28 protein-coding genes and 1 pseudogene are annotated in these 23946 nt (G+C 71.5%); 18 read left to right on the top strand and 11 right to left on the bottom strand.

All coding sequences use genetic code 11. The annotated features are described in order from the left end of the window. From E1286_RS48245 to E1286_RS32430, 5 genes are all read left to right on the top strand, one after another. A partial coding sequence (locus tag E1286_RS48245; protein WP_425464781.1) for an alpha/beta fold hydrolase occupies positions 1-396 on the top strand: 396 nt, incomplete at its 5' end. Beyond that, positions 393-836 (top strand): YdeI/OmpD-associated family protein, encoded by a 444-nt coding sequence (locus tag E1286_RS32445; protein ID WP_132618544.1) that lies wholly within the window; start codon positions 393-395, stop codon positions 834-836. The genes E1286_RS48245 and E1286_RS32445, both read left to right, overlap by 4 nt. Positions 837-879: 43 nt before the next feature. Beyond that, entirely contained in the window at positions 880-1197 is a 318-nt protein-coding gene (locus tag E1286_RS32440; protein ID WP_132618542.1) for a DUF3140 domain-containing protein, read from the top strand. 4 nt (positions 1198-1201) lie between these two features. Continuing rightward, positions 1202-1552 carry a nuclear transport factor 2 family protein gene (locus E1286_RS32435; protein ID WP_132618540.1) on the top strand — a complete coding sequence of 117 codons (351 nt, stop codon included), beginning with the start codon at positions 1202-1204 and terminating at the stop codon, positions 1550-1552. 36 nt (positions 1553-1588) lie between these two features. Next, positions 1589-1801 (top strand): hypothetical protein, encoded by a 213-nt coding sequence (locus tag E1286_RS32430; protein ID WP_132618538.1) that lies wholly within the window; start codon positions 1589-1591, stop codon positions 1799-1801. 10 nt (positions 1802-1811) lie between these two features. On the opposite strand, the gene E1286_RS32425 is transcribed toward E1286_RS32430, so the two are convergent. Together E1286_RS32425 and E1286_RS32420 are read right to left on the bottom strand one after the other, a co-directional pair. Continuing rightward, positions 1812-2462 carry a glycosyltransferase family 2 protein gene (locus E1286_RS32425; RefSeq protein WP_246075412.1) on the bottom strand — a complete coding sequence of 217 codons (651 nt, stop codon included), beginning with the start codon at positions 2460-2462 and terminating at the stop codon, positions 1812-1814. A gap of 36 nt (positions 2463-2498) precedes the next feature. Further along, positions 2499-3479: an NAD-dependent epimerase/dehydratase family protein gene (locus E1286_RS32420; RefSeq protein WP_132618536.1), complete on the bottom strand. Its 981-nt coding sequence runs from the start codon at positions 3477-3479 to the stop codon at positions 2499-2501. Positions 3480-3891: 412 nt separating this feature from the next. Between E1286_RS32420 and E1286_RS32415 the strand changes: the two genes are divergently transcribed. Next, the gene (locus E1286_RS32415; RefSeq protein WP_246075411.1) at positions 3892-4905 is read left to right on the top strand and encodes a fatty acid desaturase family protein; all 1014 of its coding nucleotides are present in this window, start codon (positions 3892-3894) and stop codon (positions 4903-4905) included. 15 nt (positions 4906-4920) lie between these two features. On the opposite strand, the gene E1286_RS32410 is transcribed toward E1286_RS32415, so the two are convergent. Next, positions 4921-5154 (bottom strand): hypothetical protein, encoded by a 234-nt coding sequence (locus tag E1286_RS32410; RefSeq protein ID WP_132618534.1) that lies wholly within the window; start codon positions 5152-5154, stop codon positions 4921-4923. 62 nt (positions 5155-5216) lie between these two features. On the opposite strand from E1286_RS32410, the gene E1286_RS32405 reads away from it, so the two are divergent. From E1286_RS32405 to E1286_RS32380, 6 genes are all read left to right on the top strand, one after another. Further along, on the top strand, positions 5217-6353 hold the full coding sequence (locus E1286_RS32405; protein ID WP_246075410.1) for a sensor histidine kinase: 1137 nt from the start codon (positions 5217-5219) through the stop codon (positions 6351-6353). After that, positions 6350-7021, top strand: a complete 672-nt coding sequence (locus E1286_RS32400) for a response regulator (RefSeq protein WP_132618532.1) — start codon at positions 6350-6352, stop codon at positions 7019-7021. Before E1286_RS32405 ends, E1286_RS32400 begins: the two co-directional genes overlap by 4 nt. A gap of 55 nt (positions 7022-7076) precedes the next feature. Beyond that, positions 7077-7592 (top strand): RNA polymerase sigma factor, encoded by a 516-nt coding sequence (locus E1286_RS32395; RefSeq protein ID WP_132618530.1) that lies wholly within the window; start codon positions 7077-7079, stop codon positions 7590-7592. After that, on the top strand, positions 7589-8065 hold the full coding sequence (locus tag E1286_RS32390; protein WP_132618528.1) for a hypothetical protein: 477 nt from the start codon (positions 7589-7591) through the stop codon (positions 8063-8065). Before E1286_RS32395 ends, E1286_RS32390 begins: the two co-directional genes overlap by 4 nt. Positions 8066-8175: 110 nt before the next feature. Then, positions 8176-9426 carry a cytochrome ubiquinol oxidase subunit I gene (locus E1286_RS32385; protein ID WP_132618526.1) on the top strand — a complete coding sequence of 417 codons (1251 nt, stop codon included), beginning with the start codon at positions 8176-8178 and terminating at the stop codon, positions 9424-9426. An 11-nt stretch (positions 9427-9437) separates the two neighbouring features. After that, complete coding sequence (locus E1286_RS32380; RefSeq protein ID WP_132618524.1) at positions 9438-10178, top strand: cytochrome d ubiquinol oxidase subunit II; 741 nt, start codon at positions 9438-9440, stop codon at positions 10176-10178. A gap of 41 nt (positions 10179-10219) precedes the next feature. Here the strand turns inward: E1286_RS32380 and E1286_RS32375 are convergent, their stop codons facing one another. After that, positions 10220-11977 (bottom strand): bifunctional metallophosphatase/5'-nucleotidase, encoded by a 1758-nt coding sequence (locus E1286_RS32375; RefSeq protein WP_132618522.1) that lies wholly within the window; start codon positions 11975-11977, stop codon positions 10220-10222. A 46-nt stretch (positions 11978-12023) separates the two neighbouring features. Then, the gene (locus E1286_RS32370) at positions 12024-12779 is read right to left on the bottom strand and encodes an alpha/beta fold hydrolase (RefSeq protein WP_132618520.1); all 756 of its coding nucleotides are present in this window, start codon (positions 12777-12779) and stop codon (positions 12024-12026) included. Positions 12780-12842: 63 nt separating this feature from the next. On the opposite strand from E1286_RS32370, the gene E1286_RS32365 reads away from it, so the two are divergent. Next, positions 12843-13442, top strand: a complete 600-nt coding sequence (locus E1286_RS32365; RefSeq protein ID WP_132618518.1) for a TetR/AcrR family transcriptional regulator — start codon at positions 12843-12845, stop codon at positions 13440-13442. Here E1286_RS32365 and E1286_RS32360 read toward each other — a convergent pair. Continuing rightward, a complete protein-coding gene (locus E1286_RS32360) occupies positions 13439-15100 on the bottom strand; it encodes an alpha-amylase family protein (RefSeq protein WP_132618516.1) in 1662 nt (553 codons plus the stop codon). The two genes, E1286_RS32365 and E1286_RS32360, sit on opposite strands and share 4 nt — an antisense overlap. 194 nt (positions 15101-15294) lie before the next feature. Between E1286_RS32360 and E1286_RS49500 the strand changes: the two genes are divergently transcribed. Beyond that, on the top strand, positions 15295-15549 hold the full coding sequence (locus E1286_RS49500) for a hypothetical protein (protein ID WP_223190621.1): 255 nt from the start codon (positions 15295-15297) through the stop codon (positions 15547-15549). After that, positions 15546-16724, top strand: a pseudogene (locus E1286_RS32345) (winged helix DNA-binding domain-containing protein); the annotation flags it as partial. The gene E1286_RS49500 and the pseudogene E1286_RS32345, both read left to right, overlap by 4 nt. A 53-nt stretch (positions 16725-16777) precedes the next feature. On the opposite strand, the gene E1286_RS32340 reads toward E1286_RS32345, so the two are convergent. Further along, positions 16778-17710 carry a nucleoside hydrolase gene (locus E1286_RS32340; protein ID WP_132618546.1) on the bottom strand — a complete coding sequence of 311 codons (933 nt, stop codon included), beginning with the start codon at positions 17708-17710 and terminating at the stop codon, positions 16778-16780. A 91-nt stretch (positions 17711-17801) separates the two neighbouring features. On the opposite strand from E1286_RS32340, the gene E1286_RS32335 reads away from it, so the two are divergent. After that, positions 17802-18215 (top strand): PPOX class F420-dependent oxidoreductase, encoded by a 414-nt coding sequence (locus tag E1286_RS32335; RefSeq protein WP_132618514.1) that lies wholly within the window; start codon positions 17802-17804, stop codon positions 18213-18215. Positions 18216-18221: 6 nt separating this feature from the next. Here E1286_RS32335 and E1286_RS32330 read toward each other — a convergent pair whose 3' ends face one another. Both E1286_RS32330 and E1286_RS32325 read right to left on the bottom strand, forming a co-directional pair. Next, positions 18222-18422 (bottom strand): EF-hand domain-containing protein, encoded by a 201-nt coding sequence (locus E1286_RS32330; protein ID WP_132618512.1) that lies wholly within the window; start codon positions 18420-18422, stop codon positions 18222-18224. Between the two features lie 34 nt (positions 18423-18456). Beyond that, entirely contained in the window at positions 18457-19335 is an 879-nt protein-coding gene (locus tag E1286_RS32325; RefSeq protein ID WP_132618510.1) for a LysR family transcriptional regulator, read from the bottom strand. 62 nt (positions 19336-19397) lie between these two features. On the opposite strand from E1286_RS32325, the gene E1286_RS32320 reads away from it, so the two are divergent. After that, positions 19398-20378, top strand: coding sequence for an aldo/keto reductase (locus E1286_RS32320; protein ID WP_132618508.1), 981 nt, complete (start codon positions 19398-19400; stop codon positions 20376-20378). Here the strand turns inward: E1286_RS32320 and E1286_RS32315 are convergent. Then, positions 20375-21565, bottom strand: a complete 1191-nt coding sequence (locus E1286_RS32315; RefSeq protein WP_132618506.1) for a tetratricopeptide repeat protein — start codon at positions 21563-21565, stop codon at positions 20375-20377. The two genes, E1286_RS32320 and E1286_RS32315, sit on opposite strands and share 4 nt — an antisense overlap. Positions 21566-21837: 272 nt before the next feature. Here E1286_RS32315 and E1286_RS32310 point away from each other — a divergent pair, with 272 nt between their 5' ends. After that, the gene (locus tag E1286_RS32310; RefSeq protein WP_132618504.1) at positions 21838-23037 is read left to right on the top strand and encodes an RNA-guided endonuclease InsQ/TnpB family protein; all 1200 of its coding nucleotides are present in this window, start codon (positions 21838-21840) and stop codon (positions 23035-23037) included. Positions 23038-23072: 35 nt separating this feature from the next. Here E1286_RS32310 and E1286_RS32305 read toward each other — a convergent pair. Next, positions 23073-23946 (bottom strand): ATP-binding protein (locus E1286_RS32305; protein WP_132618502.1); only part of this gene is annotated, 874 nt, incomplete at its 5' end.

Here is a 23946-nt window from a genome sequence, read left to right as displayed (position 1 = left end):
GTCCGGACGCTTGAGACGCTGGTGGCCGCGGACCGGCGCGCCGAGGCCGTGCGGTACTTCATGCGCAGAGGCGTCGGCCTGCCCGCCGTGGTGGTGGCCATGATGCGGTTCATGCCCGCCTGGCCGGCGCTCAAGGCGACGGCCCACACGCTCCCGTACGACGCCGCCTTCGTGGCCCCGTACGAGCTGGGCCGGCCCTTCCCCGAAGGCGGCTGGGCCGGGGCGAAGGCGCCCACGCTGGTCATCGACGGCGGCAAGAGCCGGCAGTGGATCCGCAAGGCCGCCAGGTCGCTGGCCGAGGTGCTGCCCGAGGCCCGCCACCGCACGCTCGACGGCCAGACCCACATCGTCAAGCCCGAGGCCCTGGCCCCCGTACTGAAGGAGTTCTTCTCATGAGGTTCCGCTCCACGATCGAGCTGGGCGGCAAGACCGCCACCGGGTTCGAGGTGCCCACCGAGGTCGTCGAGGCGCTCGGCGCCGGCAAGCGGCCCGCCGTGACGGTCACCATCGGCGCCCACACCTACCGCAGCACGGTGGCGGTGATGGGCGGCCGGTTCATGCTGCCGCTCAGCGCGGAGAACCGGCAGGCCGCAGGGGTGGCGGCCGGCGACGAGGTCGAGGTGGCGCTCGCGCTCGACACCGCGCCCCGGGAGGTGGAGGTGCCCGCCGACCTGGCGGCGGCGCTCGCGGGCGCCCCGGAGGCCAAGGCGTTCTTCGAAAGCCTGTCGTACTCGCGCAAGAGGCGCTACGTCCTGCAGATCGAGGCCGCCAAGAAGCCGGAGACCCGGGCGCGGCGCGTGGCCGAAACCGTGACCGAGCTCGCCGCCGGCTCATGAGGTCACGTGCGTAACGTGAGGTCTGACGGGTAGGCGGGGCCGTATGACTGAGGGTTTTGACACCGACATGCTGTGGGAGGAGTTCCACCGAACGGTGAACATGAACTCCGAAGAGCTCCGCGCCTTCCTGCTCGCTCTCGCCTCCGACGAGGAGAGCTTCACCGCCGATCCCGACCTCGGCATCGACGAGCTCGGCCGGGGCGTCCTCCACGTCCTGAGCAAGCGCAAGGGCGACCTCACCAAGAACGACCTCGACGTCATGCGACGAGTCGTGGAACTCGTCGAGACCATGGGCGACCGCACGGACGACGATTCCCGGCGCGAGCTCATGTCCGTGGGGCACGACCCGCTGAGGGGATGATCCGATGGTCCAGCCGCATGCGTGGATCGAGGGCTACGTACGCGCGTGGAACTCCAACGATCCCGACGACATCGCCGCCCTGTTCACCGAGGACGCGGTCTACTACACCGAGCCGTACGCCACCCCGTGGCAGGGCCGCGACGACATCGTCGCCCAATGGCTGGGCCGGCAGGACAAGCCTGGTGAGGCCACGTTCGAGTGGCATCCGGTGTGCGTCACCGACGATCTGAGCGTCGTCCAGGGAGTCACCACATATCCTGACAAAACGTACAGTAACCTCTGGTTGATACGGTTCGCCCTAGACGGCCGTTGCCGGGAATTCACCGAATGGTGGATGCGGCACGACACCAAATGATGCAATGGGCCGAACATCTTCATCCGAGGAGATCCCTTGAGAGACAACCTCGATCTCGCCAGCAGCGCCCAGGAGCTCGCCGACGCCGCCCCGACAGGGTCGATCGACCGCGCCGCCGCCTCCTCCGTGGCCATCACGCTGGCGACCACCCGCGACATCAGCGACGCCAGGAAGACCCTGGACGGGGTGACCCCGGAGGAGGTCCGCCAGGCCGCCCTGGCGCTGTTCGACCGCCTCGCGGCGAGCTGAGCCGCGCGCCTCAGGCCTTGGCGAGGACGGCGCGCATGTCGCCGATCGCCCGCAGCGTCCCGCGTACGGTTCCCGTGACCTTCGAGCGCCCCGCGCGGGGGAAGTAGCGCACGTCGGCCTCCGTGACGCGCCAGCCCGCGGCGGCGGCCCGCAGCACCATCTCCAGCGGATACCCGAACCGCCGGTCGGCCAGCTCAAGCCCGAGCAGCCCGGCCCGGCGGCAGGCCCGCATCGGCCCCAGGTCGCGCACCGGAACCCCGGCCGTGCGCCGCAGCCGGCGGGCCAGCACGGCGTTGCCCAGCCGCGCGTGCGCCGGCCAGGCTCCCGCCGTCACCGGCACCCGCCGCCCGAGCACCAGGTCCGCCTCGCCCGCGGCGACCGGCCCGGTGACCAGTGGGAGCTCGCGCGGGTCGAGTGAGGCGTCGGCGTCCATGAAGCAGACGATCTCGCTGGACGCCGCCAGCAGCCCGGCATGGCAGGCCGCCCCGAACCCGCGCCGCGGCTCGCTGACGACGACCGCTCCGAGCTCGGCCGCGATCCGATCGGAGCCGTCGGTGGAGCCGTTGTCGACCACGATGGGCCGGTGGCCGGGCGGCATGCGTTCCAGGACCCACGGGAGCGCCTCGGCCTCGTCGAGGCAGGGCAACACGACATCGATCACGCCTCCGACGGTAGAGCGCCGCGGCCCCCGCAACCCTTACGGAGCCGTGACGGCCGCCGCGAACTCCTTGATGCCGTCCTCGAACGTGATCTCGGCAGTGAAGCCCAGCTCGCGCGCCGCCTTCTCCGGGGAGGCCACGATGTGGCGGACGTCGCCGAGCCGGTATTCGCCCGTCGTCACCGGCGCGGGGCCGCCCGTCCGCGCCGCCAGGGCCGCGGCCAGCTCTCCGACCGTGCGGGGCCGGCCACTGGCGATGTTGTACGCCGTCAGCTCCCCTGCCGTGCCGGCCCCGAGCGCGAGCACGTTCGCCCTGGCCACGTCCCGTACGTGGACGAAGTCGCGCCGCTGGCGTCCGTCCTCGAAGACCCTCGGCGCGCGCCCGGCCAGCAGGGCCGACAGGAAGAGGGAGGCAACCCCCGCGTACGGGGTGTCGCGGGGCATCCGTGGGCCGTAGACGTTGTGGTAGCGCAGGGCCACGGCGCTGCCGCCGGTCTCGCGTGCCCAGTTGGCGGCCAGGTGTTCCTGGGCGAGCTTGGTGGTGGCGTAGGCGTTGCGGGGGTCGGCCGCGGCGTCCTCCGCGACGACCGAGGGCGTCAGGACGTCGTCGCAGTGCGGGCAGCGGGGGTCGAACACCCCTGCCGCGAGGTCGGCCGCCCTCCTGGGGCCGGGGCGTACCCGGCCGTGGCGGGCGCAGTCGTAGGCGCCCTCGCCGTACACGACCATGGACGAGGCCAGCACCAGCCGGCCGACGCCGTGCCGGGCCATGGCGGCCAGCAGGGTCGCGGTGCCGAACGCGTTGACGGAGGCGTAGTCGGGCAGGTCCGCCACGTCGACGCCGAGCCCGACCTTGGCCGCCTGGTGGACCACCGCGTCCACGCCGCGCAGGAGCCGGTCAAGAGCGGCGGGGTCACGGACGTCGACGCCCGTGCGGAGGTCCGCCGTGATCACGTCGTGGTCGAGGGCCTGCGCGACGTGGCCGCCGATGAACCCCGCTGAGCCGGTGAGCAACACACGCATGCCGCCGATCCAACACCGCCCACGACGGCCCGGATCTTACGAAGCGGGAACGCCGCGGAGGTGGCCGACCGGCTTGGCTCCAGCGAGCACTGCGCGGGACCCCGGAGCCGAGCCGGTCGGCGGGTCCGTACGTCCGTGACCTGGTCGGACGGTGTGCGGCGGCGCTGCGTCCGGAGGGCCTCAGCGCGGCACCGGCGCGGGGTGGCTCGCTGCTCGATTTCGGGAGGTACGCTCGAAGCCTGCTCTTCTGACGACCTGAGGGGTACGCCCCAGAGTTCGCTTCTCCCCCTGACCAACCGGAGCGGACGGCGTGGCGGAGGTCACCCTTCCGGTGATCGGGCGGATCATGCTTCCGGTTCGGCAGCGGATACGCCATGGTGGTCGCAACTTGCTCCGCGAGACTAGGAGACCCGTGGTCAGCACCAGCACGACCGAAACCAGAGGAAGCGACTTCGCCCGACTAGCCCAACGTATTTCCGACGCCGGTCTCCTGGATCGGCGTCCCGTTTATTACGCCGTACGCATCAGCCTCGGCGCGCTCGCCTACCTGGGCGGCTGGGCGGTGTTCGCCTGGGTGGGCGACTCCTGGCTGCAGCTGCTCGTGGCGGCCGCGATGGCCGTGGTGTTCACGCAGCTCGCGTTCGTCGCCCACGACCTCGGGCACCGGCAGGTCTTCAGGACACGCCGGCCGAGCGACATCGCCGGACTGCTCATCGGCAACCTCGGCGTCGGTCTGGGCTGGGGCTGGTGGACGAACAAGCACAACCGCCACCACGCCAACCCCAACCACGAGGACCACGACCCGGACGTTTCCCCCGCAGTGATCGTCTGGTCGGAGGACCAGGTCGCGCGCAGCCACGGTTTGCCGCGATTTATCGCAAAATATCAGGCTTACTGGTTTTTCCCGCTGCTCACCCTTGAGGCCTGGCACCTGCACGTCGCCAGCGTCAAGGCCCTGCTCAACCCCTCGGCCAAGCGCCGCGGCCCCGAGCTCGCGCTGCTGCTCACACACCTCGTGCTCTACTTCGGCCTCATCTTCACCGTGCTCTCGTGGGACAAGGCGCTGGTCTTCCTGCTCGTGCACCAGGGCCTGTTCGGCATCTACCTGGGCGTCTCGTTCGCGCCCAACCACAAGGGCATGCCCGTGCTGACCAAGGAGGACAAGCTCGACTTCCTCCGCAAGCAGGTGCTGACCTCCCGGAACGTCCGGGGCAACCCGTTCACCGACGTGGCGCTCGGTCAGCTGAACTACCAGATCGAGCACCACCTGTTCCCCAACATGCCCGCGCCGAACCTGCGCCGGGCCCAGCCCATCGTCCAGCGCTACTGCGCGGAGATCGACGTCGACTACCTGCAGACCGGCCTGGTCGAGTCGTACGGCCAGGCGCTGCGGCACCTGCACGAGGTGGGCGCCGCACTCCGCTGAGACGCGGGGGCGCCCTCAGTGGGCGCCCTCCCGTCCCTCTTCCTCCTCCAGCCGCCGGATCAGCCGGTCGCGGCGGCGTTCGAGGTCGGCGATCAGCTCGACCTGCTCGTCAGCCTGGCTGATCATGGCCGAGATCTCCACCTGGTCCGTCGCGCCGATCTCGCCGATCTGGTCGCGCATGTCCTGGTTCTCGGTTCGCAGCCGGGTCAGGTCCTCTTCGACCTGCCGGAGTTCGTCCTTAGTGCTCATCCGAAACCTCTACCCGGATATGCCGGACGGATTACCCGGACACGACATACAGAATGGGTGGCATGCGACGGCCGTCCCCCAGCACCATCGTCTCCCTCGTGGCGATCGGCGGCGTGCTCGTCTGGACTCTCGTGGCGTACGCGCTGCGCGGCGCCGACCGGGTGAACGCGCTCGACGTGCTGCTGCCGCTCGTCGCCTCCGGGGCGCTGCTGCTGCGCCGGCGCCACCCCGTCGCGGCGCTGGTCGTCGTGACCACGGCCTCTGCCGCGTACTACCCACTGGCGGGGCTCGACGGTCCGGTCATCGTCATGGCGTTCGTCACCCTCTACACCGCCGCCGACCTGGGCCACCTCATCGCGGCCGTCGCGGTGGGCGCGGTGGCGCTGCTGGCCATGGGGCTCGGCGAGACCGGCGGCACCCGGCACGTGGACGACAGCATGTTCCTCATGATCGCCGGATGGGTGGTGGCGGCCATCGCCTTCGGCGGGGTCACGCGCAACCGGCGGGCGTACCTGACGGAGGCCCGGCAGCACGCGCTCGACGCCCTGCGCAGCAAGGAGGAGGAGGCCCGGCGGCGGGCCGGCGAGGAGCGGCTGCGTATCGCCCGCGAGCTGCACGACGTGCTCGGGCAGAAGATCTCCATGATCAACGTGCAGGCCGCGGCGGCACTGCACGGGATCAGGAAGCGGCCGGAGGAGGCCGAGGCGGCGTTGCGGACGATCAAGGACACCAGCAAGGAGACGCTGCGCGAGCTGCGCACCACGCTCGGCGTGCTGCGCCAGGTGGACGAGGACGCGCCGACCGCGCCCGCCGACAGCCTGGCGCGGGTGGACGCGCTGGTCGCGGAGTCGGGGCTGGACGTCCGCACCGAGCTGTCGGGGCCGCTCGACGCGCTGCCGACCGAGGTCGACCTGGCCGCCACCCGCATCGTGCGCGAGTCACTGACGAACGTCTCCCGCCATTCCGGTACGGACAAGGCGACACTCACCATTCGCAACGCGTCCGGAAATATCATGATCTGTGTGGAAGATGATGGGCCGGGGGCGCCCTACGACGGCGGCAGCGGGTTCGGCCTGCTCGGCATGCGCGAGCGCGCGACCGCCCTCGGCGGCGTCCTGGAGGCGGGCCCGCGCTCCGAAGGCGGCTTCCGCGTCACCGCCCGCCTGCCCCTGAGCCGCCCGACGAACGGAGCCCGATGATCCGTCTCCTGCTCGCCGACGACCAGACCCTCGTCCGCGCCGGGTTCCGGTCCATCCTCGGCGACGAGGACGATCTCGACGTGGTGGCCGAGGCCGCCACCGGCGAGCAGGCCGTGCGCGGCGCCCGCGAGCACCGTCCCGACGTGGTGCTCATGGACATCCGCATGCCCGACCTCGACGGCCTGGAGGCCACCCGGCGCATCGCCGGCGACCCGGCGCTCGACGGCGTCAGGGTGATCATCCTGACCACGTTCGACCTGGACGACTACGTCTACGGCGCGCTGCGGGCGGGCGCGTCGGGCTTCCTGGTCAAGGACACCGAGCCGGCCGAGCTGATCCACGCGATCAGGGTGGTGGCCAGGGGCGACGCGCTGATCGCGCCCTCGATCACCCGGCGGCTGATCGCCGAGTTCGCCGGGCGGGTCAAACGCCCCGACCCCAGCCCCCGGCTGAACGCGCTCACCGAGCGCGAACGCGAGGTGATGACCCTGGTCGCGGGCGGGCTGTCCAACGACGAGATCGCCGCCCGGCTCGTGCTCAGCCCGGCCACGGCGAAGACGCACGTCAGCCGCATCATGACCAAGCTCGGCGTCCGCGACCGCGCCCAGCTCGTCATCATGGCGTACGAGGCCGGCATGATCACCCCTGGCTGGCTCACCGGCACCTGATCCCGTGAACCTGCTCGGCCTCCCGTCCGACTGCACAGGGTGACGGGAGGACGAGATGACCGATGAGCTGCTGGTGATCCGCGCCCAGCTGGGCGAGCACACGGCACTGGCCGAGCTGGTGTCCCGCTGGCAGGCGCCGGTGTGGACGTACGTGCGGCGCATGCTCGACGCCGAGCGTGCCGACGACGTGACGCAGGAGGTCTGGCTGGCCGTGATCCGCGGCCTGCCTGGCCTGCGGGAGCCCGGCAGGTTCGTGCCGTGGCTGTTCACGATCGCCCGGCGCTCGGTGACCGACCGGCTGCGCGGCGAGTACGCGCGCGCGGCCACGGTGGGGGCCCTGGTCGCGGAAGACGCGGTCGAGGCCATGGTGGATCGCGCCGCGCTGGTGAGCGTTCTCGCGCAGCTGCCGGTGCCGGAGCGGGAGATCCTCGTCCTGTTCTACCTGGAGGACCTTTCGGTGGAGGAGTGCGCGCACATCTGCCAGATCCCCGCCGGAACGGTCAAATCCCGGCTGAACCGCGCCCGTCGGCTGCTGCGTGAGCACCTGGAGGAGAAGGGGTACCGGCCATGACCGAGGAGCCGAATCTGTCGGCGCAGGAGATGCTCAAGAAACTGACTCCGGCGTTGTCGCGACGCACGCGGATCAGGGCGGTGGCGGCGCTGCTGGCCGGGCTGGCCGGCGCGGTGTTCGTGACCGTGCTGTGGTGGTCCGAGCCCGGGGAGCTACCCGGCCGCACGCGGCTGGCGTTCGGGGTGCTGACCGCGTTCTGCCTGGCCTGGGCCGGGTACGGCGGGTGGCTGCTGACGTGCAGGGTGCCGCTGTTCGCCACCGACCGGGTGGTCGCCGCCTGGCTGGGCCTGGCCGCCTCGGTCACCACCACGGGGCTGATGGCGGTCGTCGCGGTCCAGCGGGGGACGGGCCTGGTGCTCGCCCTGGCGGCCGGGGGCGTGTTCGTCGCGGCGGCGCTGGTGCTGGCCGTACGCGCCCACAGGCGGCGGGCGGCCCTGCTGCGCCGCATGCGGGAGCTGACCGGCGAGCAGTGAGGTGCCACCCTGGGTCGTACGCCGGGCGGCGGCGTGCGACCCGGGATGTACGACGGGTGCACTCCCGGGCATGACGCGGCGGCCGGAGCCGCGCCCGCAGGATTCCTGGCATGGACACCGTGGATCTGGCCCGCCTGCAGTTCGCGCTCACCGCGGGTGCGCATTTCCTGTTCGTGGCGCTGACGCTGGGCCTGGCGACGCTGGTCGCCGTCGTCCAGACCCGCGCCACGTTCAGCGGCGACCCCGTGCACCTGCGGATGACCAGGTTCTGGGGCCAGCTGTACGTCATCAACTACGCGATGGGCATCGTCACCGGCCTCGTCATGGAGTTCCAGCTGGGCCTGGCGTGGAGCGGCCTGACCGAGTACGCGGGTGACGTGTTCGGCGCGGCGCTGGCGATGGAGACGCTGGTGGCGTTCTTCGTCGAGTCCACGTTCCTGGGCCTGTGGATCTTCGGCTGGAACAAGCTGAACCGGTGGGCGCACCTGGCGGTCATCTGGGTGGTCACGCTCACCGCGTACGCGTCGGCGTTCTGGATCATGATCGCCAATGGCTTCCTGCAGCACCCGGTCGGTCACGTGCTGGAGAACGGCCGGCTGCGGCTGGTCGACTTCGGCGCGATGGTGGCCAACCCGGCCGCCCAGGTGGCGTTCGGGCACGTGCTGGCCGGCGCGATGGTCACCGGCGGGTTCTTCGTGGCCGGGGTGAGCGCGTACCACCTGCGCCGGCGCACTGTCGAGCGGGACGTCTTCCGCAAGTCGCTGCGGATCGGGCTCGGCGTGGCGCTGCCCGGGCTGTTCGTCACCGCGACGTTCGGCGGCATCGGGTTCCAGACCATGCAGCCCGGCAAGGTCGCGGCGTGGACGGGCTCGGCGGAGCGGCTGGCCGCCGCCCAGGCCGAGCTGGCGGCCGTCCACGGGCCCGGCGACCACCTGCCGCCCGTGGACGTGGTCCAGACGGCCGGCATCACGATGTTGGTGCTGTTCGCCGTGATGCTCTTCCTGGGCGGGCCGAGCTTCCTGCTGATGCTCGTCCGGCCGGTCGTCCACGGGTTCCGGCCGTGGCACGGGCTGCTGACGCTGATGATCCCGCTGCCGTTCGCGGCCATGCTGGCCGGCTGGGTGTTCCGCGAGGTCGGACGCCAGCCCTGGGCCGTGTACGGCCTGCTGACCACCTCCGAGGCGATGTCGCCGCTCTCGCACGGCCGGCTGGTGTTCTCGCTGACGGCGTTCACCGCGGTGTTCGGCGTGCTGATCGCGGTCAACGTCTGGCTGCTGGGCCGGCACGCCCGGCGCGGACCTGGCGCGGTGGCGCTGGGCGACCGGCCGGTCGAGGCCCCCGTCCCCGTCCTGTCGTTCTAGGGAGCCCTTCCATGGAGATCTTCGTGCTGGCCTTCTTCGTGCTCGGCTACCTGGTGCTGGCCGGGGCCGACATCGGGGTGGGCATGGCCCTGCCGTACTTGGGGCGGTCGGCGTCAGAGCGGCGCGAGGTGATCGCCGCGATCGCGCCGTTCTTCCTGGGCAACGAGGTGTGGCTGGTGGCCGCGGCGGGCGTGCTCGCGGGGCTCTTCCCCGAGTTGGAGGGCGAGCTGCTGAGCGGCAACTACACGATGGTGGTGGCGCTGCTGCTGGCGTGGGTGACGCGCGACGCCGGCCTGTGGCTGCGCGGGCGGGTGCCGGGGGCGCGCTGGCAGGCGTTCTGGGACGGCGCCACCGTGGCCGGGAGCTGGGGGCTGGCGTTGAGCTGGGGCGGGCTGCTGTCGCACGTGCTGCTCGACATCCAGGGCCCGCTCGCGGCGCTGCCCGCGCTGGTGGTGGCCGCGCTGTTCGCCGCGCACGGGATGACGTTCGCGGCGCTGCGGCTGCGCGGCGTCCTGCGGGAGCGCGCCGCCGTACTCTCGGGCGGCGCCGGCGAGGCCCGTACGTACGCGCTGACCTCGGCGGCGTTCCTGACCGTGGGGGTGCTGGCCGGGCTGCGGCTGCCGCTGGAACCGGGCACATCCGGGCCGCTGCTGGCGCCGGTCGTCCTGGCGCTGATCCCGCTCCTGGTGGCGGCCCAGGGCTGGGTGTGGTGGACGTTCCGGCACCGGGTCACAGGCCCGTCGTACCTTTGAACCGCGTAGGGGGTGAAGTGCGGCCTTCACCCCCTACGGGGTCAGAACAGCGGGGCGCCGTCGCGGGTGAGCTTCCAGTTGGGGACGGCGAAGTCGGCCGGGTCGATGGTGCCCTGGGCCGTGGCGTACTCGATCAGCGCCTGGCGGATCTCCACCTGCGCGTTGTAGACGACCTCGGCCCCCGTCACGTGCGGGAAGCCGCCGCCGCCCGACTGGCGGTAGTTGTTGATCGCGACGATGAACTCCTTGTCGGCCGGGACCGGCTGCCCCTCGTAGGCGAGGTTGGTGATGCGCTGCCCGACCGGCTTGGCCACGTCGATGTCGTACGACACCCCGGAGAGCTGGTCGTAGTTGTAGTCGGGGGTGCCGCCCGCGTTCGTCAGCTTGCTCACGTCGACCGGGGCGCCGGGGGCGAGCTGGTTGAAGTAGCGCGCGGAGTACTCCAGGTAGTCCTTGATCTGCGCCCCGGTCAGCTTGACCGCCATGAGCGTGTTGTCGTAGACGTACAGACCGGCCACGTCCCTGACGCGGATGTCGCTGGCGGGGAAGACGGCGCTGCGGCTGAACGGCGCCGCGATCGACAACACCGGCAGCGTGTTGTCCGGCAGCGCCTGCTCGACCGCCTCGGTCTGCACGCGCTGGATGTAGTCGAGGATCGCCGTGTCCTTGTACGGCGACTCGGCCGCCGACATGTCCACGGCCGACTTGGCCACGACCTTGTTGACGTAGCCGACGGTGGTGTCGTGCTGCGGCTGGAGCAGCTCGACGATCTTCGGGTCCGCCGGCACGGTGTTGGTGTCGAGCGTGGTGGACGACTTGCCGGTCACCACCCACGTTCCGCGCTGCTTGGTGAGCTGGAAGTCGAGCGTGGACAGGCGGTTGCCCCACCGGCCCGGCTCGGTCAGCAACACCTGCTGCCCGGTGACCTTGTTGGTGACGAAACGCTGCGGCACGTCGTTGTGCGCGTGCCCGAACAGCACCGCGTCGACGCCCGGCACCTCCTCGGCGACCATGGCGGAGGCGTTCTCGACCGGCAGGTCGTCGCCGTAGGAGGACATGCCGTTGTCGCCGGCGTGAGCGGTCACGACGACCACGTCCGCGCCGGCCTTCCGGACGACCGGCACCCATTTCTTGGCCGACTCGACCAGGTCGGTGAAGCGGAGCTTGCCCTGGACGTTCGCCTTGTCCCAGATGGCCACGCCCGGGTTGGTGAGGCCCAGCACGCCCACCTTGATCGGCTTCTCGCCCTTGACCTTCATGGTCTTGATCACGTACGGCGTGTACGCCGGCTCGCCCGTCTCCTCGTGGACGGCGTTCGCGCCGAGCACCGGGGCCTTCATCTGCTTCACCCAGGTGGCCAGCAGCGGCAGACCGTAGTTGAACTCGTGGTTGCCCAGGGTCACGGCGTCGTACCCGATGGCGTTCATGGCCTTGGCCATGGGGTGGATCTCGCCGGTCTCGGTGATCGGCTCGACCATGGCGTAGTAGTACGCCAGCGGGGTGCCCTGAATCGTGTCGCCCGAGTCGAACAACAGCGTGTGGTCCGCCCCGCGCTCGGCCCTGATCTTGTTGACCAGCGACGAGACCTTCGCCAGGCCGATGGCGTTGCCCTGGGAGTCGGAGTAGGCGGCGTCCTTGAAGTAGTCCCAGTTCAGGACGTTGCCGTGGAGGTCGGACGTGCCCATCACCGTGACGGTGACCGTCTTCGCCGGCGAACCGGCGTACGCGGGGGGCGCCACCAGGGCCACGCCGCACAGCGCGGCGGCGGCCCCGGCGAGGGCGAGCTTCTTGGTCTGCATGGTGCTGGAGGCTAACCGGGGCAAATTACTCGTTGGTTACGAAACTTCAGCCGGCGATGAAGCCGCGGATGAGGGCCGTGATCTCCGCCGGGCGTTCGTGCAGGACCACGTGGCCGCTGTCGAGCTCGGCGTACTGGCTGCCGGGCAGCGCCGCGTGCAGGGCACGGGCGTGCTCGACCGGGATCAGGTGGTCGAGGGTGTTGCCGACGACCAGGGTCGGCGCGGTGATCTCGGGGAGCAGGTCTCGGAGGTCGACGCGCAGGTCCAGCTCGATCTGGCGCAGGGTGCCGTGCGGGGGCTCCCCCGCCATGAGCGCAGCCGCCCCGACCGTGCTCACGTACGCGGGGCTGAAGCCCACGAGCGGCCCGTACGCGGCGAAGCTTTCCGGGTCGGTGGCGGCCAGCCGCGCCCACGTGCGCAGCCCCAGCTCAAGCCGGGAGTCGGCGAGGTGCGTCCAGCCGGCGATCAGCACCAGCCTCTTCACCAGCTCGGGCCGCTCGGCGGCGACCTTCGCCGCCACGGCCGCGCCCAGCGAGAAACCCACCAGGTCGGACGGCTCCTCGAACGCCGCGGCGACCTGGCCGGCGAGCAGGTCGAGGGTGAGGTCGCCGCCCGGGTCGGAGGTCTGGCCGCTGCCGGCGTAGTCAGGGGTGATGACGGTGCGGATGTCGGCCAGCCCGGGGACGAGATGGGCGAAGTTGCTGACGGCGTCTCCGCCGGTGCCGTGCACCATGACGAGGCCGGGGCCGCTGCCCGCCCGGTGGTAGTGGACGGTTCCCGACGCGTGGCCGACCGTGGGCATGACGTTCCTTTCTTTAGCGATTGCTACAGCACAATAACATAGCGATCGCTATAGAATGGGCGCATGGCGAGACAGCGGGCGTTCGACCGGGAGGCGGCGCTGGAGACCGCGCTGCTGGCGTTCTGGCGGCACGGCTACGAGGCGACCTCGGTCGCGGAGCTCACCGCCGCCATGGGAATCAAACCGCCCAGCCTGTACGCGGCGTTCGGCGACAAGCGGCGGCTGTTCGAGGAGGCGGTCCGGCGCTACCAGGAGACGTACGGCGCCTTCAGCACCCGCGCGCTGGCCGAGGAGCCGACCGGCCGCGCGGCCATCGAACGGGTGCTGCGCGAGGCGGCGGCCGAGTACGCGAGCCCCGACCACCCGGCGGGATGCCTGGTCATCACCGGAGCGGTGAACTGCGGGCCGGAGTCCGCCGAGGTCGAGGAGCTGCTGCGCGGGTTCCGGGAGGACGCCAAGGCCGCGTTCAAGCGGCGGATCGACGACGATCTGGCGGCCGGGCGGCTGCCGGCGGGCACGGACACGGCGGGCCTGGCCACGTTCTACGCGGCGGTGATCCAGGGCATGTCCACGCAGTCCCGCGACGGCGCCTCCCACGCCGACCTGCTGCGCATTGCCGACCTCGCCATGTCGGCCTGGCCCGCCGTCCCGGCGCGCCGCTAGTGAGCCTTGACGGAGGCGTCCTCCGGGGCGACCTCGGGAGACGACGCGCGCAGCCAGCGGCAGCCGTGCGGGTCGAGCGGCAGGCGCACCCGGCCGTCCGCCGAGACCTTCAGCGTGCCGTCCACCAGCAGGTCCGTGAGCAGGCAGCCCTCCAGCCCGTCCAGCGTCAGCACCACGTCCTGGGCGGTGTCGCAGAGGTTGTGGGCGAGCACCACCGTGGCCCCGTCGGCGTCGCTGCGGTGCGCGAAGACGGCCGGGTGGCCGCTGTCGAGCACCGTGCAATCACCCCACGCCAGCTCCGGGCACTCCCGGTAACGCTCGATGAGCAGCTGGAACCAGCGCAGCAACGAGTTCACGTCCCGCTTCTGGTCGGCCACGTTGACCCGGTCCGGCGCGAACGCCCCCTCCGGGATCTGACGCACCGGCTCCTGGCGGCTGAAACCGCCGTCCTCCGACCACTGCATCGGGATGCGGACCGCCATCCGGCCCTCCTCGTCGAGGTTCTCCCCCAGCCCGATCTCCTCCCCGTAGAAGATCACGGGGGTGCCGGGCAACGAGAACAGCAGGCTGTAGGCCAACTTGATCCGGCGTAGGTCGCCGCCGAACATCGTCGGCAGGCGACGGCGCAGCCCCCGGCCGAAGATCTGCATGTCCTCGCGCGGCCCGAACGCCCGGAAGACCTCCTCCCGCTCGTCCTCGGTGAGCTTGTCCAGGGTCAGCTCGTCATGGTTGCGCAGGAACAACGCCCACTGGCAGTCCTTCGGCGGCGTCGGACGCCCGCGCAACGCCTCGGCGAGCGGGGCGGCGTCGTTGCGGGCCATCGACAGCCACGCCTTCTGCATGCCGATGAAGTCGAAGCACATCGTGATCTGGTCGCCCAGCCCGTCGCCGAAATACTGGACCAACTGGTCGTACGGGACGTTGACCTCGCCGAGCAGGATGGCCCCGCCGTTGCGCCGCGTCATGAACGCCCGCAGGTCCGCGAGGAACTCGTGCGGGTTCGCCAGTTTCGGGTTGACGTTCTCGATGAGGAACGGCACCGCGTCCACCCGGAAGCCCGACAGGCCGAGCTCCATCCAGAAGCCGAGGATGCGCGTGATCTCGTCCCTGACCTCGGGATTGCCGACGTTGAGGTCGGGCTGGTGCCGGTAGAAGCTGTGCAGGTAGTACTGGCCGGAGCCCTCGTCGTACTCCCAGATGCTGGTCTCCTTGTCGGGGAAGACGATCTGCTCGGGGTTGTCCGGCTCGGGCTCGTCGGACCAGACGTACCAGTCGCGCAGCGGCGAGTCGCGGCTCGACCTGGCCTCCACGAACCACGGGTGCTGGTCGGAGGTGTGGTTGACGACCAGGTCGGCGATCACCCGCAGGCCGCGGTCGTGGGCCGTGCGCATGAACTCCACGAAGTCGCCCAGCGTCCCGAGCCGCGGATCGACGCGGTAGAAGTCGGTGATGTCGTATCCGTCGTCGCGGTTGGGCGTCGGGAAGAACGGCATGAGCCACAGGCACGTCACGCCCAGCCCCGCCAGGTAGTCGATCTGCTGTGTCAGGCCGCGGAAGTCGCCCACGCCGTCGTCGTTGCCGTCCTTGAACGTCTCGACGTCCAGGCAGTAGATGACCGCGTTCTTCCACCACACGTCCGAGGTGTACGTCAGCCGCACGTGAAACACCCTTTCGACCCGCTGCTCCTCATGAGTCCCCATAGAGAGGCAAAGAGAAGCGCTACCCCAAGTGCAGGCCATCGAACGGGAAACCTTGTCGCCGTGAGAAGCGGCCACATCCTGGCCTCCTCCCCTGCGACCGTGGCCTCGGGGTCACGCGAGGGCCCTGTCCAAGAACGAAGGGAACGACCACCATGAGGATGCGGGCCCCGGTGCGGACCGGAATGCGGGTCAGCCGCTCCATGATGTTCGGCCGGGCGGGAAACCCCGACCACGACGCCTGTGTCCGCGTCATCCACCGAGCCTTTGGCGACGACGCCCTCGACAGGATCGGCGAGATCGTGCCGCCGGGGACCGACCTCGGCCCGCTCGACGTGGCCTACGACCCGCCTGCCGTCACACGGGCGTCGCCGCGCCGGCGACCTGTCGGCGGGCGGGCCGCGGCGTGACCGTTCTCGGCGCCCGGGCGCTCAACCGCGCGACGCTGGCCCGGCAGTCGCTCCTCGACCGCGCCGACGTGCCGGTCCTCGACGCCGTCGCGCACCTGTGCGGCCTGCAGGCGCAGGAGCCGCAGGAACCGTTCGTCGGGCTCTGGTCGCGGCTGCGCGCGTTCGACCCGGCGGCGTTGTCGGACCTGCTCATCCGGCGGAGGGTGGTGCGGACGCATCTCATGCGCCGCACGGTCCACCTCCTCACCGCCGACGACGCCCTGGCCTGGCGGGCCCGCCACGACACCATGCTGCGCCAACGGGTCCTCGGGACCTACCGCCGCGAGCTCGCCGGGATCGACCTCGACGAGCTCGCCGCGGCAGGCCGAGCGGTGATGTCCGACGGCCAACCCCGCTCGATGACCGAGCTCGCGCGGGCGGTGATGTCCGACGGCCAACCTCGCTCGACGACCGAGCTCGCGCGGGCGGTGATGGGCGACGGCGAGCCTCGCTCGATGTCCGAGCTCGACGGGCGGTGGTCGGGGGTGGGGCCGCGGGCGCTGGGCGAGTTGCTGGTCGCCGCGCTGCTGCCGATGGCGCAGCTGCCGCCGCGCGGGTTGTGGCGCGCGAAGGCGGGGGTGCGCTACGCCCTGCTCTCGTCGTGGCTGGGGCGGGAGATCGATCCGCCGGCCCCGGACGGCTCCGATCCCGTGGGCCAGGCACTGGTACGGCGTTACCTGGCCGCGTTCGGCCCCGCCGCCTCGGCCGATCTGCGCGCCTGGTGCGGCCTCGCCGGGCTGCCGGCCGCGGTCGCCGCGATCCGGGAGGAGCTGGTCTCCTTCCGCGACGAGCGGGGCCGCGAGCTGCTGGACCTCCCCGACGCGCCGCGCCCCGACCCGGACACCCCGGCGCCGGTGCGGTTCCTGCCGGCGTTCGACAACGCGATCCTCGGCTACCACGACCGCGGCCGGATCATCGACGACGCCCACCGCGGCCTGTCGGTCGCCGGTGCCCGGGTCGTCCTGGTCGACGGCCGGGTCGCCGCGACCTGGATCGTCGAGGCGGGCACCGTGGTGGTCACCCCGCTGCGCCGCTTCGCCCGAGGGGACCGCGACGCCGTCGCCGAACAGGGGCGGGCCCTGGCGTCGTTCCTCTCCGGCGGCGACGGCGACCGCGTGCGAATCACCGCGTCCCCCCCGCTGACCGGCGGCGTCACCGGACGCCGCGTCCCCTCGCTGACCGCCGACCGTCACGCGAGGGCGCGGATCGCCTTCTCCAGCAGCTTCCAGAACGCCTCGACGTCGATCCCCGTGGCGACGTCGGCGTTCGGCTCGCGGCCCAGCTTGCCGAGCAGGTCGACGCTGGTCGCGCCGGCGGTCTCCGTGCCGTGCAGCTCGATGTCGAGCCGGGCGCGCACGGTCGTCACGAGGCCGGGCCGGGCGACGAGCGCCACCGCCACCGGGTCGTGCAGCGGCCCCTCGGGCATGCCCTGGTCGGTCTCGTACGTCGCGTTGAAGAAGTGCAGCAGCTCCACGCCGAACGCCGCCGTGCGGTTGCCGATCGCGCCGATCCCGGCCACGACCTCGCGGGTGGCGAGCACCTGGTGGGTGACGTTCAGACCGATCATGGTGAACGGCAGCCCCGAGCCGAGCACGATGGCCGCCGCCTCCGGGTCGGTCCAGGAGTTGAACTCCGCGTACGGGGTGATGTTGCCCCGCCCCGTGGAGCCGCCCATCCACACGACCTGCCTGATCCGGGAGAGGCGGTCGGGGTGGAGGCGGACGAACATCGCGATGTTGGTCAGCGGCCCGGTGGCCACGATCGTCACCGGCTCGGCCGACGCGTCGAGGGTGTCCCTGATGAGCTCGATCGCGGTGCGCGGGTCGGCTTCGCGTGCGGGGACCGGCAGTCGGGGCCCGCCGAGCGCGTTGTCGCCGTGGATCGACTCGGCCGGCGTCAGCAGGCGGACGAGCGGGCTCTCGGCCCCCGGCGAGATCGGCACGCCGGTGATCCCGGCCAGCTCGGTCACGACCCTGGCGTTGTAGGTGGTGTGGCTGAGCCGCCCGTTGCCGCCGACGGTCGTGATCGCGCGCAGGTCGATGGCGGGGTCTCCGGCCGCCAGCCAGATGGCGAAGACGTCGTCGTGTCCGGGGTCGCAGTCGAGGATCAGGGGGATTGGCACCCGTTCATGCTAATTGTGGGTGTCGATGGGGACGGACGCGGTTCGTATGAGGGATGAGATCCCGCACTGAGATCCCGCACGAGGAGGCCCGATGACGTTCACGGACCAGGAGATCGCCTACCTGCGCTCGCAGCCGCTCGCCCGGCTGGCCACCCTCTCCCCCGACGGGCAGCCGGACGTCGTGCCGGTCGCGTACGAGTTCGACGGCGCCCACTTCTGGATCGGCGGCTCGGGGGAGCAGGTGCTGCGCACCCGGAAGTTCCGCAACATCCAGGCCGGCGGGCTGAAGGTGGCCCTGGTGGTCGACGACATGGTGTCGTTCGACCCGTTCATCGCGCGCGGTGTGCGCGTCTACGGGGTCGCGGAGCCACCGGTGGAGCGGGTGGGGATGGTCGGCCCCGGTCTGTACGCCCGCGTCACGCCGACCGTCTCGTGGAGCTGGAACTTGGCCGGCGAGCCGGTCGGCGACACCTGGTACGCCGCGCGCCGGGCCGAGCACGGCTGACGGCGGTCAACCGCCGAGGAACGCGCTGAACTCCTCCATGTCGATCAGGCCGTCGCCGTCCTTGTCGAGCTTGCGCACGCCCTCCTCGGCCGCCTGAAGGGAGACGGGCTTGCCGAGCACGTCCATCAGCCGGACCAGCTCGACGGCGGAGATGCGGCCGTCGTTGTCGGCGTCGATCAGGTCGAAGGTGGTGGCGTAGTCGCTCATGGGTCGCCCTTCCATGCGAAGATCCGATGTCGCGTCAGACCTTAGTCGTGACTTGTCGTAGCGCGTCGATGAATGCCGTGACTTGTGGCCTTCCATCACTTTCACGCCAGGCAATGGCCAGTTCCCCAGGAGGCAGCCCGGTAACGGGACGGTAGGTCATCCCTGGCCGGCTGTAGAGGGTCGCGTTGCCCTCGGCCACGAGGACGACGCCGAGCCCGCTGGTCACCGCCTCGAACACCTCCTCGGGCGTGCTGGCCGTGACCCCGATGACCGGCTCGTCGTCGCGGGCGTCGAGCGCGAGCCAGAAGTCGCGCAGCGGCCCGGCCACCCGGGGCAGCGCGATGAACGGCTCCGCGCGCAGCGCCGCGAACGGCACCTCGTCCAGCTCTGCCAGCGGATGCGCGGCGGGCATGGCCACCGCCCGCCGCTCGGTGGCCAGCACGTGCGTGCGCAGCCCCGGCGGCACCGGCAGCCAGACGAACGCCACGTCGGAGGAGCCGTCGGCCAGCCCGCCACTGGGGTCGTCCCAGCCGACGAGCCGCAGCGACACCTCCCAGCCCGGCATGGCCGCACGGAAGCGCCGCAGCGCCTCCTGCTGCAACCCGCGCCCCACGGCGGTCTGCATCCCGATCACGAGCGTCCCGGTGGGCGCCGCCGCCCGCGCGGTCTCCACCCCGGCGCCCCACCGTTCCAGCAGGTCGCGGGCCACCGGCAGCAACGCCGCCCCCTGCCGGGTGAGCAGCACCCCGCCGTGCACCCGCTCGAACAACCGGAACCCGAGCTGCCGTTCGAGCACCCTGAGCTGCTTGGACAGCGCCGGCTGGGACACGAACAGCCGCTCGGCGGCCCGCGTCACGTTGAGCTCCTCGGCCACCGCCACGAAATAGCGCACGTCGCGCAGATGCACGTCCATAACCTCTGGTTATCGCAACAGGTCTTGGACGCGCCACCCCGCCGCGCGCCACGATCGCCGTCATGAGAACTCGCGAACTCGGCGCGCTGAACGTGCCCGCCATCGGTTTCGGCGCCATGGTCCTGTCCCCCGGCATGTACGGCGAGGTCGACGAAGCCCAGGCCGAACGGGCGCTGCGCAGCGCACTCGACGCGGGCGCGGTCCACGTGGACACCAGCGACGCCTACGGCCCCGACGGTCACAACGAGCGCCTGGTCGGCCGGGTGATCAAGGCCCGCAGGGACGAGGTCGTGCTGGCGACGAAATTCGGCCTCGCGATCCCGGAGGGCGAGGCCGCCCGGGCGTTCCCGGTCGGCTACGCCTACGGCGAGCTGCGGGTGAACGCCGAGCCCCGGCTGGTCCGCGGCTACGCCGAGCGCAGCCTGCGCAACCTGGGCACCGACGTGATCGACCTGTACTACGCGCACTACCCCGACCCCGGCGTGCCGATCGAGGAGACCGCCGGCGCGATGGCCGAGCTGGTGCGCGACGGCCTGGTACAGCACCTCGGCCTGTCCAACGTGACGGCCGCCCAGCTCAGGGCCGCCCACGCGGTGCACCCGGTGGCGGCGGTGCAGAACGAGTGGTCGATGTGGCGTCCGGTGGACGCCGACCTGCTGGCCACGGCGCGGGAGCTGGGCGTGGGGATCGTGGCGTGGAGCCCGCTGGGCAGCGGCTTCCTCACGGGGGCGGTCCAGGAGCTGGGCGAGGGCGACTTCCGGCACAACGCGCCCCGCTTCCAGGCCGAGAACCTGGCCGGCAACAACGACCGCTACGCCCCGATCAGGGCGCTCGCCGCGCGGCTGGGCATCACCCCGGCGCAGCTCGCCCTGGCCTGGCTGCTGCACCAGGACGAGCACGTGGCCGCGATCCCGGGCAGCCGCACCCCGGCGCACATCGAGGAGAACACGGCCGCCGCCGACCTCACCCTCCACTCCGACACGCTGGCGCGGGTGAACGAGACGCTGGCCGCGTTCGAGGTGTCGGGCGGGACGCTGCTCTAGAGTCCCTCGTCCGCGTGCCGGCCGCGGACGAGGGCGGCCACCCAGATCGTGGCGAGCCCGGCGTACACGGCGAGCAGGGCCACGGCGAACGTGGAGAAGGCCACCGCGGCGGCCAGGGCCAGGCAGAGCAGCGCCGCCCAGCCGTACAGGACGGCCCGCCGGACGGGGGTGCCGGTGTGGGCGGCCTCCTGGACCGGGGTGACCAGCGCCATGACGCCGACACCCGCGACGGCGGTCGCGTCGTGGCCGAGCGCGATGCCCAGCGCGAGCAGCGCCGCGCCGAGCGGCACCAGGCAGCAGCACAGCAGCGACACGCGTGCCTCGACCTGCTCGAACAGCAGCCGAGTGGCCTTGCCCCGGGCGAGCCGCAGGACGGTCCACGACTCGGCCACCCACGCCGCCCAGTGCAGCAGCGCGATGAGCACGAACACCGCGATCATCGGCGGGATCGCCGGCAGCAGGAGCACCATCCACCACCCGCCGCGGAACCTGCGCCGCAGCGGCTCCAGCCGCCGGTGCACGGGGTTGCGCTGCTTGAGCGCCCGCACCAGCAGATCCCTGCCCCGCCCGAAGCCGGGGTCGAGGCGGAGCACCTCGCGGAACGCCTCCGCAGCGTCGCGCGGGTCGCCGAACCTCAGCGCCGCGTGGCCCCGCACGAAGTGCGCGGTGGCGCTCTCAGGATCGAGCCGTACGGCGTGCGCCGCCGCGCCCCCGGCCTGCTCCGCGTCCCCGAGGTTGGTGTACGCCAGCGACAGCAGGCTCGCCAGGTCGGCGTCCTCCGGGTCGAGCTCCAGCCCCCGGCGGGCGGCGCCGGCCATCAGCGGCCACTCGCCCCTGGCCATGTGAATCCGGGCCAGCACCTCCCAGATCGTGGCGTACTGGGGGTGGAGGTTCAGGGCGGCGTGGCAGGCCGCCAGCGCCTCGTCCGGCCGGTGGGCCCGGTGGTACACCTGGGCGGCGGCGAAGTGGGGCAACCACTGGTCGGGCGCGAGGCGTACGGCCTCCTGCGCCTCCTCGACCGCCTCGGCGGTCTTGCCCTGCTGGACGAGGGCGAGCCCCAGGAGGGCGTGCGCGGCGACGTGCTGCGGCTCCTGGGTGAGCGCGCCGCGGAACTCGCGCTCGGCCTCGGCCCAGCGGCGCATCCCCAGGAGCGTGCGCCCCCGCTGGATCGGATCGGCGACCTTCACCTGTGTCTCCGAAGGATGCTCCGGCCTTCAGGCCGGTGAGGAATTCGGACTGCTGCGAAGCAGGGCAGGGACAGACGAATCGCCGTCAGGGCGATGCGTCGTCTGTCTCGGCGGACTCGCGCTCGGACTCCAAGCGGTAGACGATTTCGGAGTTGAAGGATCGCCGGGCGGACTTGGCCTGGGCGGCCGGCCACGCATGAAGGTCGGCGAAGGGTTGGACAGTGATGCGCACTTCGCCTGCCATGCCACCGGCTCGGCAGTAACATCAAGTAATGGCAGCACCACGGGAGGTTAAGGCTTGGCATGCCCGGTACACCTACCGGCTTCGCGTGTCGTCCACCGCACTGACCACTCTGCTGGCCGAGTGGGACTGCTGCCGCTGGGTGTGGAACCAGTGCGTCGCCACCTCCCGCGCCGCCCACAAGGCCAGGCAGGAATGCGGGCCGGCTCACCTCGACAAGATGCTGACCGGCTGGCGCGCCGAACACCAGTGGCTGCGAGCAGGCGGCAGCGTCCCGCAGCAGCAGATCATCCGTGACTTCGCCAGGTCCCGCGCCAAAGCGATCGACGACATCAAGGCCCGCCTGCCCATGAAGCGGAGGGCGGGGATGCCCCGCTTCAAGAAGAAGGACCAGGCCGATCTCACGCTGAACTACACCCGGCGCGGATTCCGGATGAAAGACGGCCGCCTGCACCTGGCCGGAGGCATCGCCGTGACCGTGGTGTGGTCGCGTGAGCTGCCCGCGGACCCGTCCAGTGTCCGCGTGTACCGCGACAGCCTCGGCCACTGGTACTGCTCGTTCGTCGTCCCCGCCCAGACCGAACCGCTGCCGCAGACCGGCAAGGTGATCGGTGTGGACTGGGGCGTGAAGGAGACCGCCACCACCACCAGCGATGCCCATGACCTGCCCCACCCCGAGCACGGCAAGAAGGCCGCGCAGCGGCTGGCCCGCTACCAGCGGATGATGGCCCGCCGCAAACCGCGGCCCGGACAGGCCGCGTCCAAGGGCTACCGTACGGCCAGGCGGCAGGCCGCCAAGGAGCACAAGAAGGTCGTCCGGCAGCGGCAGGACACCGCCCGCAAGTGGGCGAAGAAGGTCGTGCGTGACCACGATGTGATCGCGGTGGAGGACTTCCGGCCGAAGTTCCTGGCCAAGTCCACCATGGCCCGCAAGGCCGCCGACGCCGCCATCGCAGCCACCAAGGCGGCCCTGATCGAGATGGGCCGCAAGCACGGGCGGGACGTCCGCTTGGTGCATCCGACGCACACCACCATGGACTGCGCAACGTGCGGAGCGAGAACCAAGCACGCACTTCCTCTTTGCGAACGTACCTACACCTGCACCGCGTGCGGAGCGGTGTCCGGCAGGGACAAGAACTCCGCTCGCGTGATGCTGGTCCGGGCTGGTCTGAACCCGGCTGGTGCTGATCGTGTAAGACCTCCCGCCCCGCTGGGGCAGGAGGCAGCGTGAGCCAGGAATCCCCTTCCCTGCAGGGAGGGGAGCAGTCAACACTTGCCCTTGACCCAGGGCATCAGCTCGTCCCATGCCCCGGAGTCGTTGGCGTGCATGACGTAGTTGCGCGCGGTGGCCATCCACTCCCGCACCGCCGTCGGACGCACCGCGCGGGCGGCGTTCAGCAGGTCGTGCGTGGTCAGCGGGATCGGCCGGCCCGCCTTGATGGACTCATGCAGCTTGGCCTCCACCGCCCGGTCCAGCACGCCCTTGAGGTCGGCGCCGACGAAGTGTTCCGTGGCCCGCGCCACGGCGTCGAAGTCCATCTCGGCCAGGGGCTTGTCGCGGCACAGGATGCGCAGGATGGCCGCGCGCGCCGCGAGGTCGGGCGGTGGCACGAACACCGGCTGGTCCAGGCGTCCGGGACGGCGGAAGGCGGCGTCGACGTACCAGGGGGCGTTGGTGGCGGCCAGCACGAGGACGCCCTCGTTGGCGTCCTGGTCGACGCCGTCGAGCTCGGCCAGGAACTGGTTGACGATCTGCCGGGTGTGCGCCTGGCGCATGTCGGAGCGGCGCGCGGCCAGCGCGTCCACCTCGTCGAAGAAGAGCACGCACGGGCGGTTACGGCGCGCCATGTCGAACGTGGCGCGCAGGTTGCGCTCGCTGGAGCCGATGTACATGTCGAGGATGTCCGACAGGCCCACGCTGACGAACGCCGCGCCGAGCTCGCCGGCCGCCGCCCTGGCCAGATGGGTCTTGCCCGCTCCGGGAGGGCCGTAGAGCAGGACGCCGCCGCCGGCGCGCTTGCCGAACGCGGAGAACAGCTCGGGCTGCTGCAGGGGCAGCAGCAGCTTCATCCGCAGCGCCTCCTTCACCGTGTCCATCCCGGCCACGTCGGCGAACGTGATCTTCGCACGCTCGACCCCC

Source organism: Nonomuraea terrae (assembly GCF_004348995.1).
GTDB lineage: Bacteria > Actinomycetota > Actinomycetes > Streptosporangiales > Streptosporangiaceae > Nonomuraea > Nonomuraea terrae.
The sequence above is the reverse complement of the archived record's forward strand: the minus strand, read 5'-3'. Positions and strand labels throughout refer to the sequence as shown.

What these genes read in the sequence shown, in the direction of transcription:
- E1286_RS32445 (WP_132618544.1), top strand. Translation starts at nt 393, where the DNA reads ATGAGGTTCCGCTCCACGATCGAGCTGGGCGGCAAGACCGCCACCGGG.
- E1286_RS32440 (WP_132618542.1), top strand. Translation starts at nt 880, where the DNA reads ATGACTGAGGGTTTTGACACCGACATGCTGTGGGAGGAGTTCCACCGA.
- E1286_RS32435 (WP_132618540.1), top strand. Translation starts at nt 1,202, where the DNA reads ATGGTCCAGCCGCATGCGTGGATCGAGGGCTACGTACGCGCGTGGAAC.
- E1286_RS32420 (WP_132618536.1), bottom strand. Translation starts at nt 3,479, where the DNA reads ATGCGTGTGTTGCTCACCGGCTCAGCGGGGTTCATCGGCGGCCACGTC.
- E1286_RS32410 (WP_132618534.1), bottom strand. Translation starts at nt 5,154, where the DNA reads ATGAGCACTAAGGACGAACTCCGGCAGGTCGAAGAGGACCTGACCCGG.
- E1286_RS32405 (WP_246075410.1), top strand. Translation starts at nt 5,217, where the DNA reads ATGCGACGGCCGTCCCCCAGCACCATCGTCTCCCTCGTGGCGATCGGC.
- E1286_RS32400 (WP_132618532.1), top strand. Translation starts at nt 6,350, where the DNA reads ATGATCCGTCTCCTGCTCGCCGACGACCAGACCCTCGTCCGCGCCGGG.
- E1286_RS32395 (WP_132618530.1), top strand. Translation starts at nt 7,077, where the DNA reads ATGACCGATGAGCTGCTGGTGATCCGCGCCCAGCTGGGCGAGCACACG.
- E1286_RS32390 (WP_132618528.1), top strand. Translation starts at nt 7,589, where the DNA reads ATGACCGAGGAGCCGAATCTGTCGGCGCAGGAGATGCTCAAGAAACTG.
- E1286_RS32385 (WP_132618526.1), top strand. Translation starts at nt 8,176, where the DNA reads ATGGACACCGTGGATCTGGCCCGCCTGCAGTTCGCGCTCACCGCGGGT.
- E1286_RS32380 (WP_132618524.1), top strand. Translation starts at nt 9,438, where the DNA reads ATGGAGATCTTCGTGCTGGCCTTCTTCGTGCTCGGCTACCTGGTGCTG.
- E1286_RS32375 (WP_132618522.1), bottom strand. Translation starts at nt 11,977, where the DNA reads ATGCAGACCAAGAAGCTCGCCCTCGCCGGGGCCGCCGCCGCGCTGTGC.
- E1286_RS32370 (WP_132618520.1), bottom strand. Translation starts at nt 12,779, where the DNA reads ATGCCCACGGTCGGCCACGCGTCGGGAACCGTCCACTACCACCGGGCG.
- E1286_RS32365 (WP_132618518.1), top strand. Translation starts at nt 12,843, where the DNA reads ATGGCGAGACAGCGGGCGTTCGACCGGGAGGCGGCGCTGGAGACCGCG.
- E1286_RS49500 (WP_223190621.1), top strand. Translation starts at nt 15,295, where the DNA reads ATGAGGATGCGGGCCCCGGTGCGGACCGGAATGCGGGTCAGCCGCTCC.
- E1286_RS32335 (WP_132618514.1), top strand. Translation starts at nt 17,802, where the DNA reads ATGACGTTCACGGACCAGGAGATCGCCTACCTGCGCTCGCAGCCGCTC.
- E1286_RS32330 (WP_132618512.1), bottom strand. Translation starts at nt 18,422, where the DNA reads ATGAGCGACTACGCCACCACCTTCGACCTGATCGACGCCGACAACGAC.
- E1286_RS32325 (WP_132618510.1), bottom strand. Translation starts at nt 19,335, where the DNA reads ATGGACGTGCATCTGCGCGACGTGCGCTATTTCGTGGCGGTGGCCGAG.
- E1286_RS32320 (WP_132618508.1), top strand. Translation starts at nt 19,398, where the DNA reads ATGAGAACTCGCGAACTCGGCGCGCTGAACGTGCCCGCCATCGGTTTC.
- E1286_RS32310 (WP_132618504.1), top strand. Translation starts at nt 21,838, where the DNA reads ATGGCAGCACCACGGGAGGTTAAGGCTTGGCATGCCCGGTACACCTAC.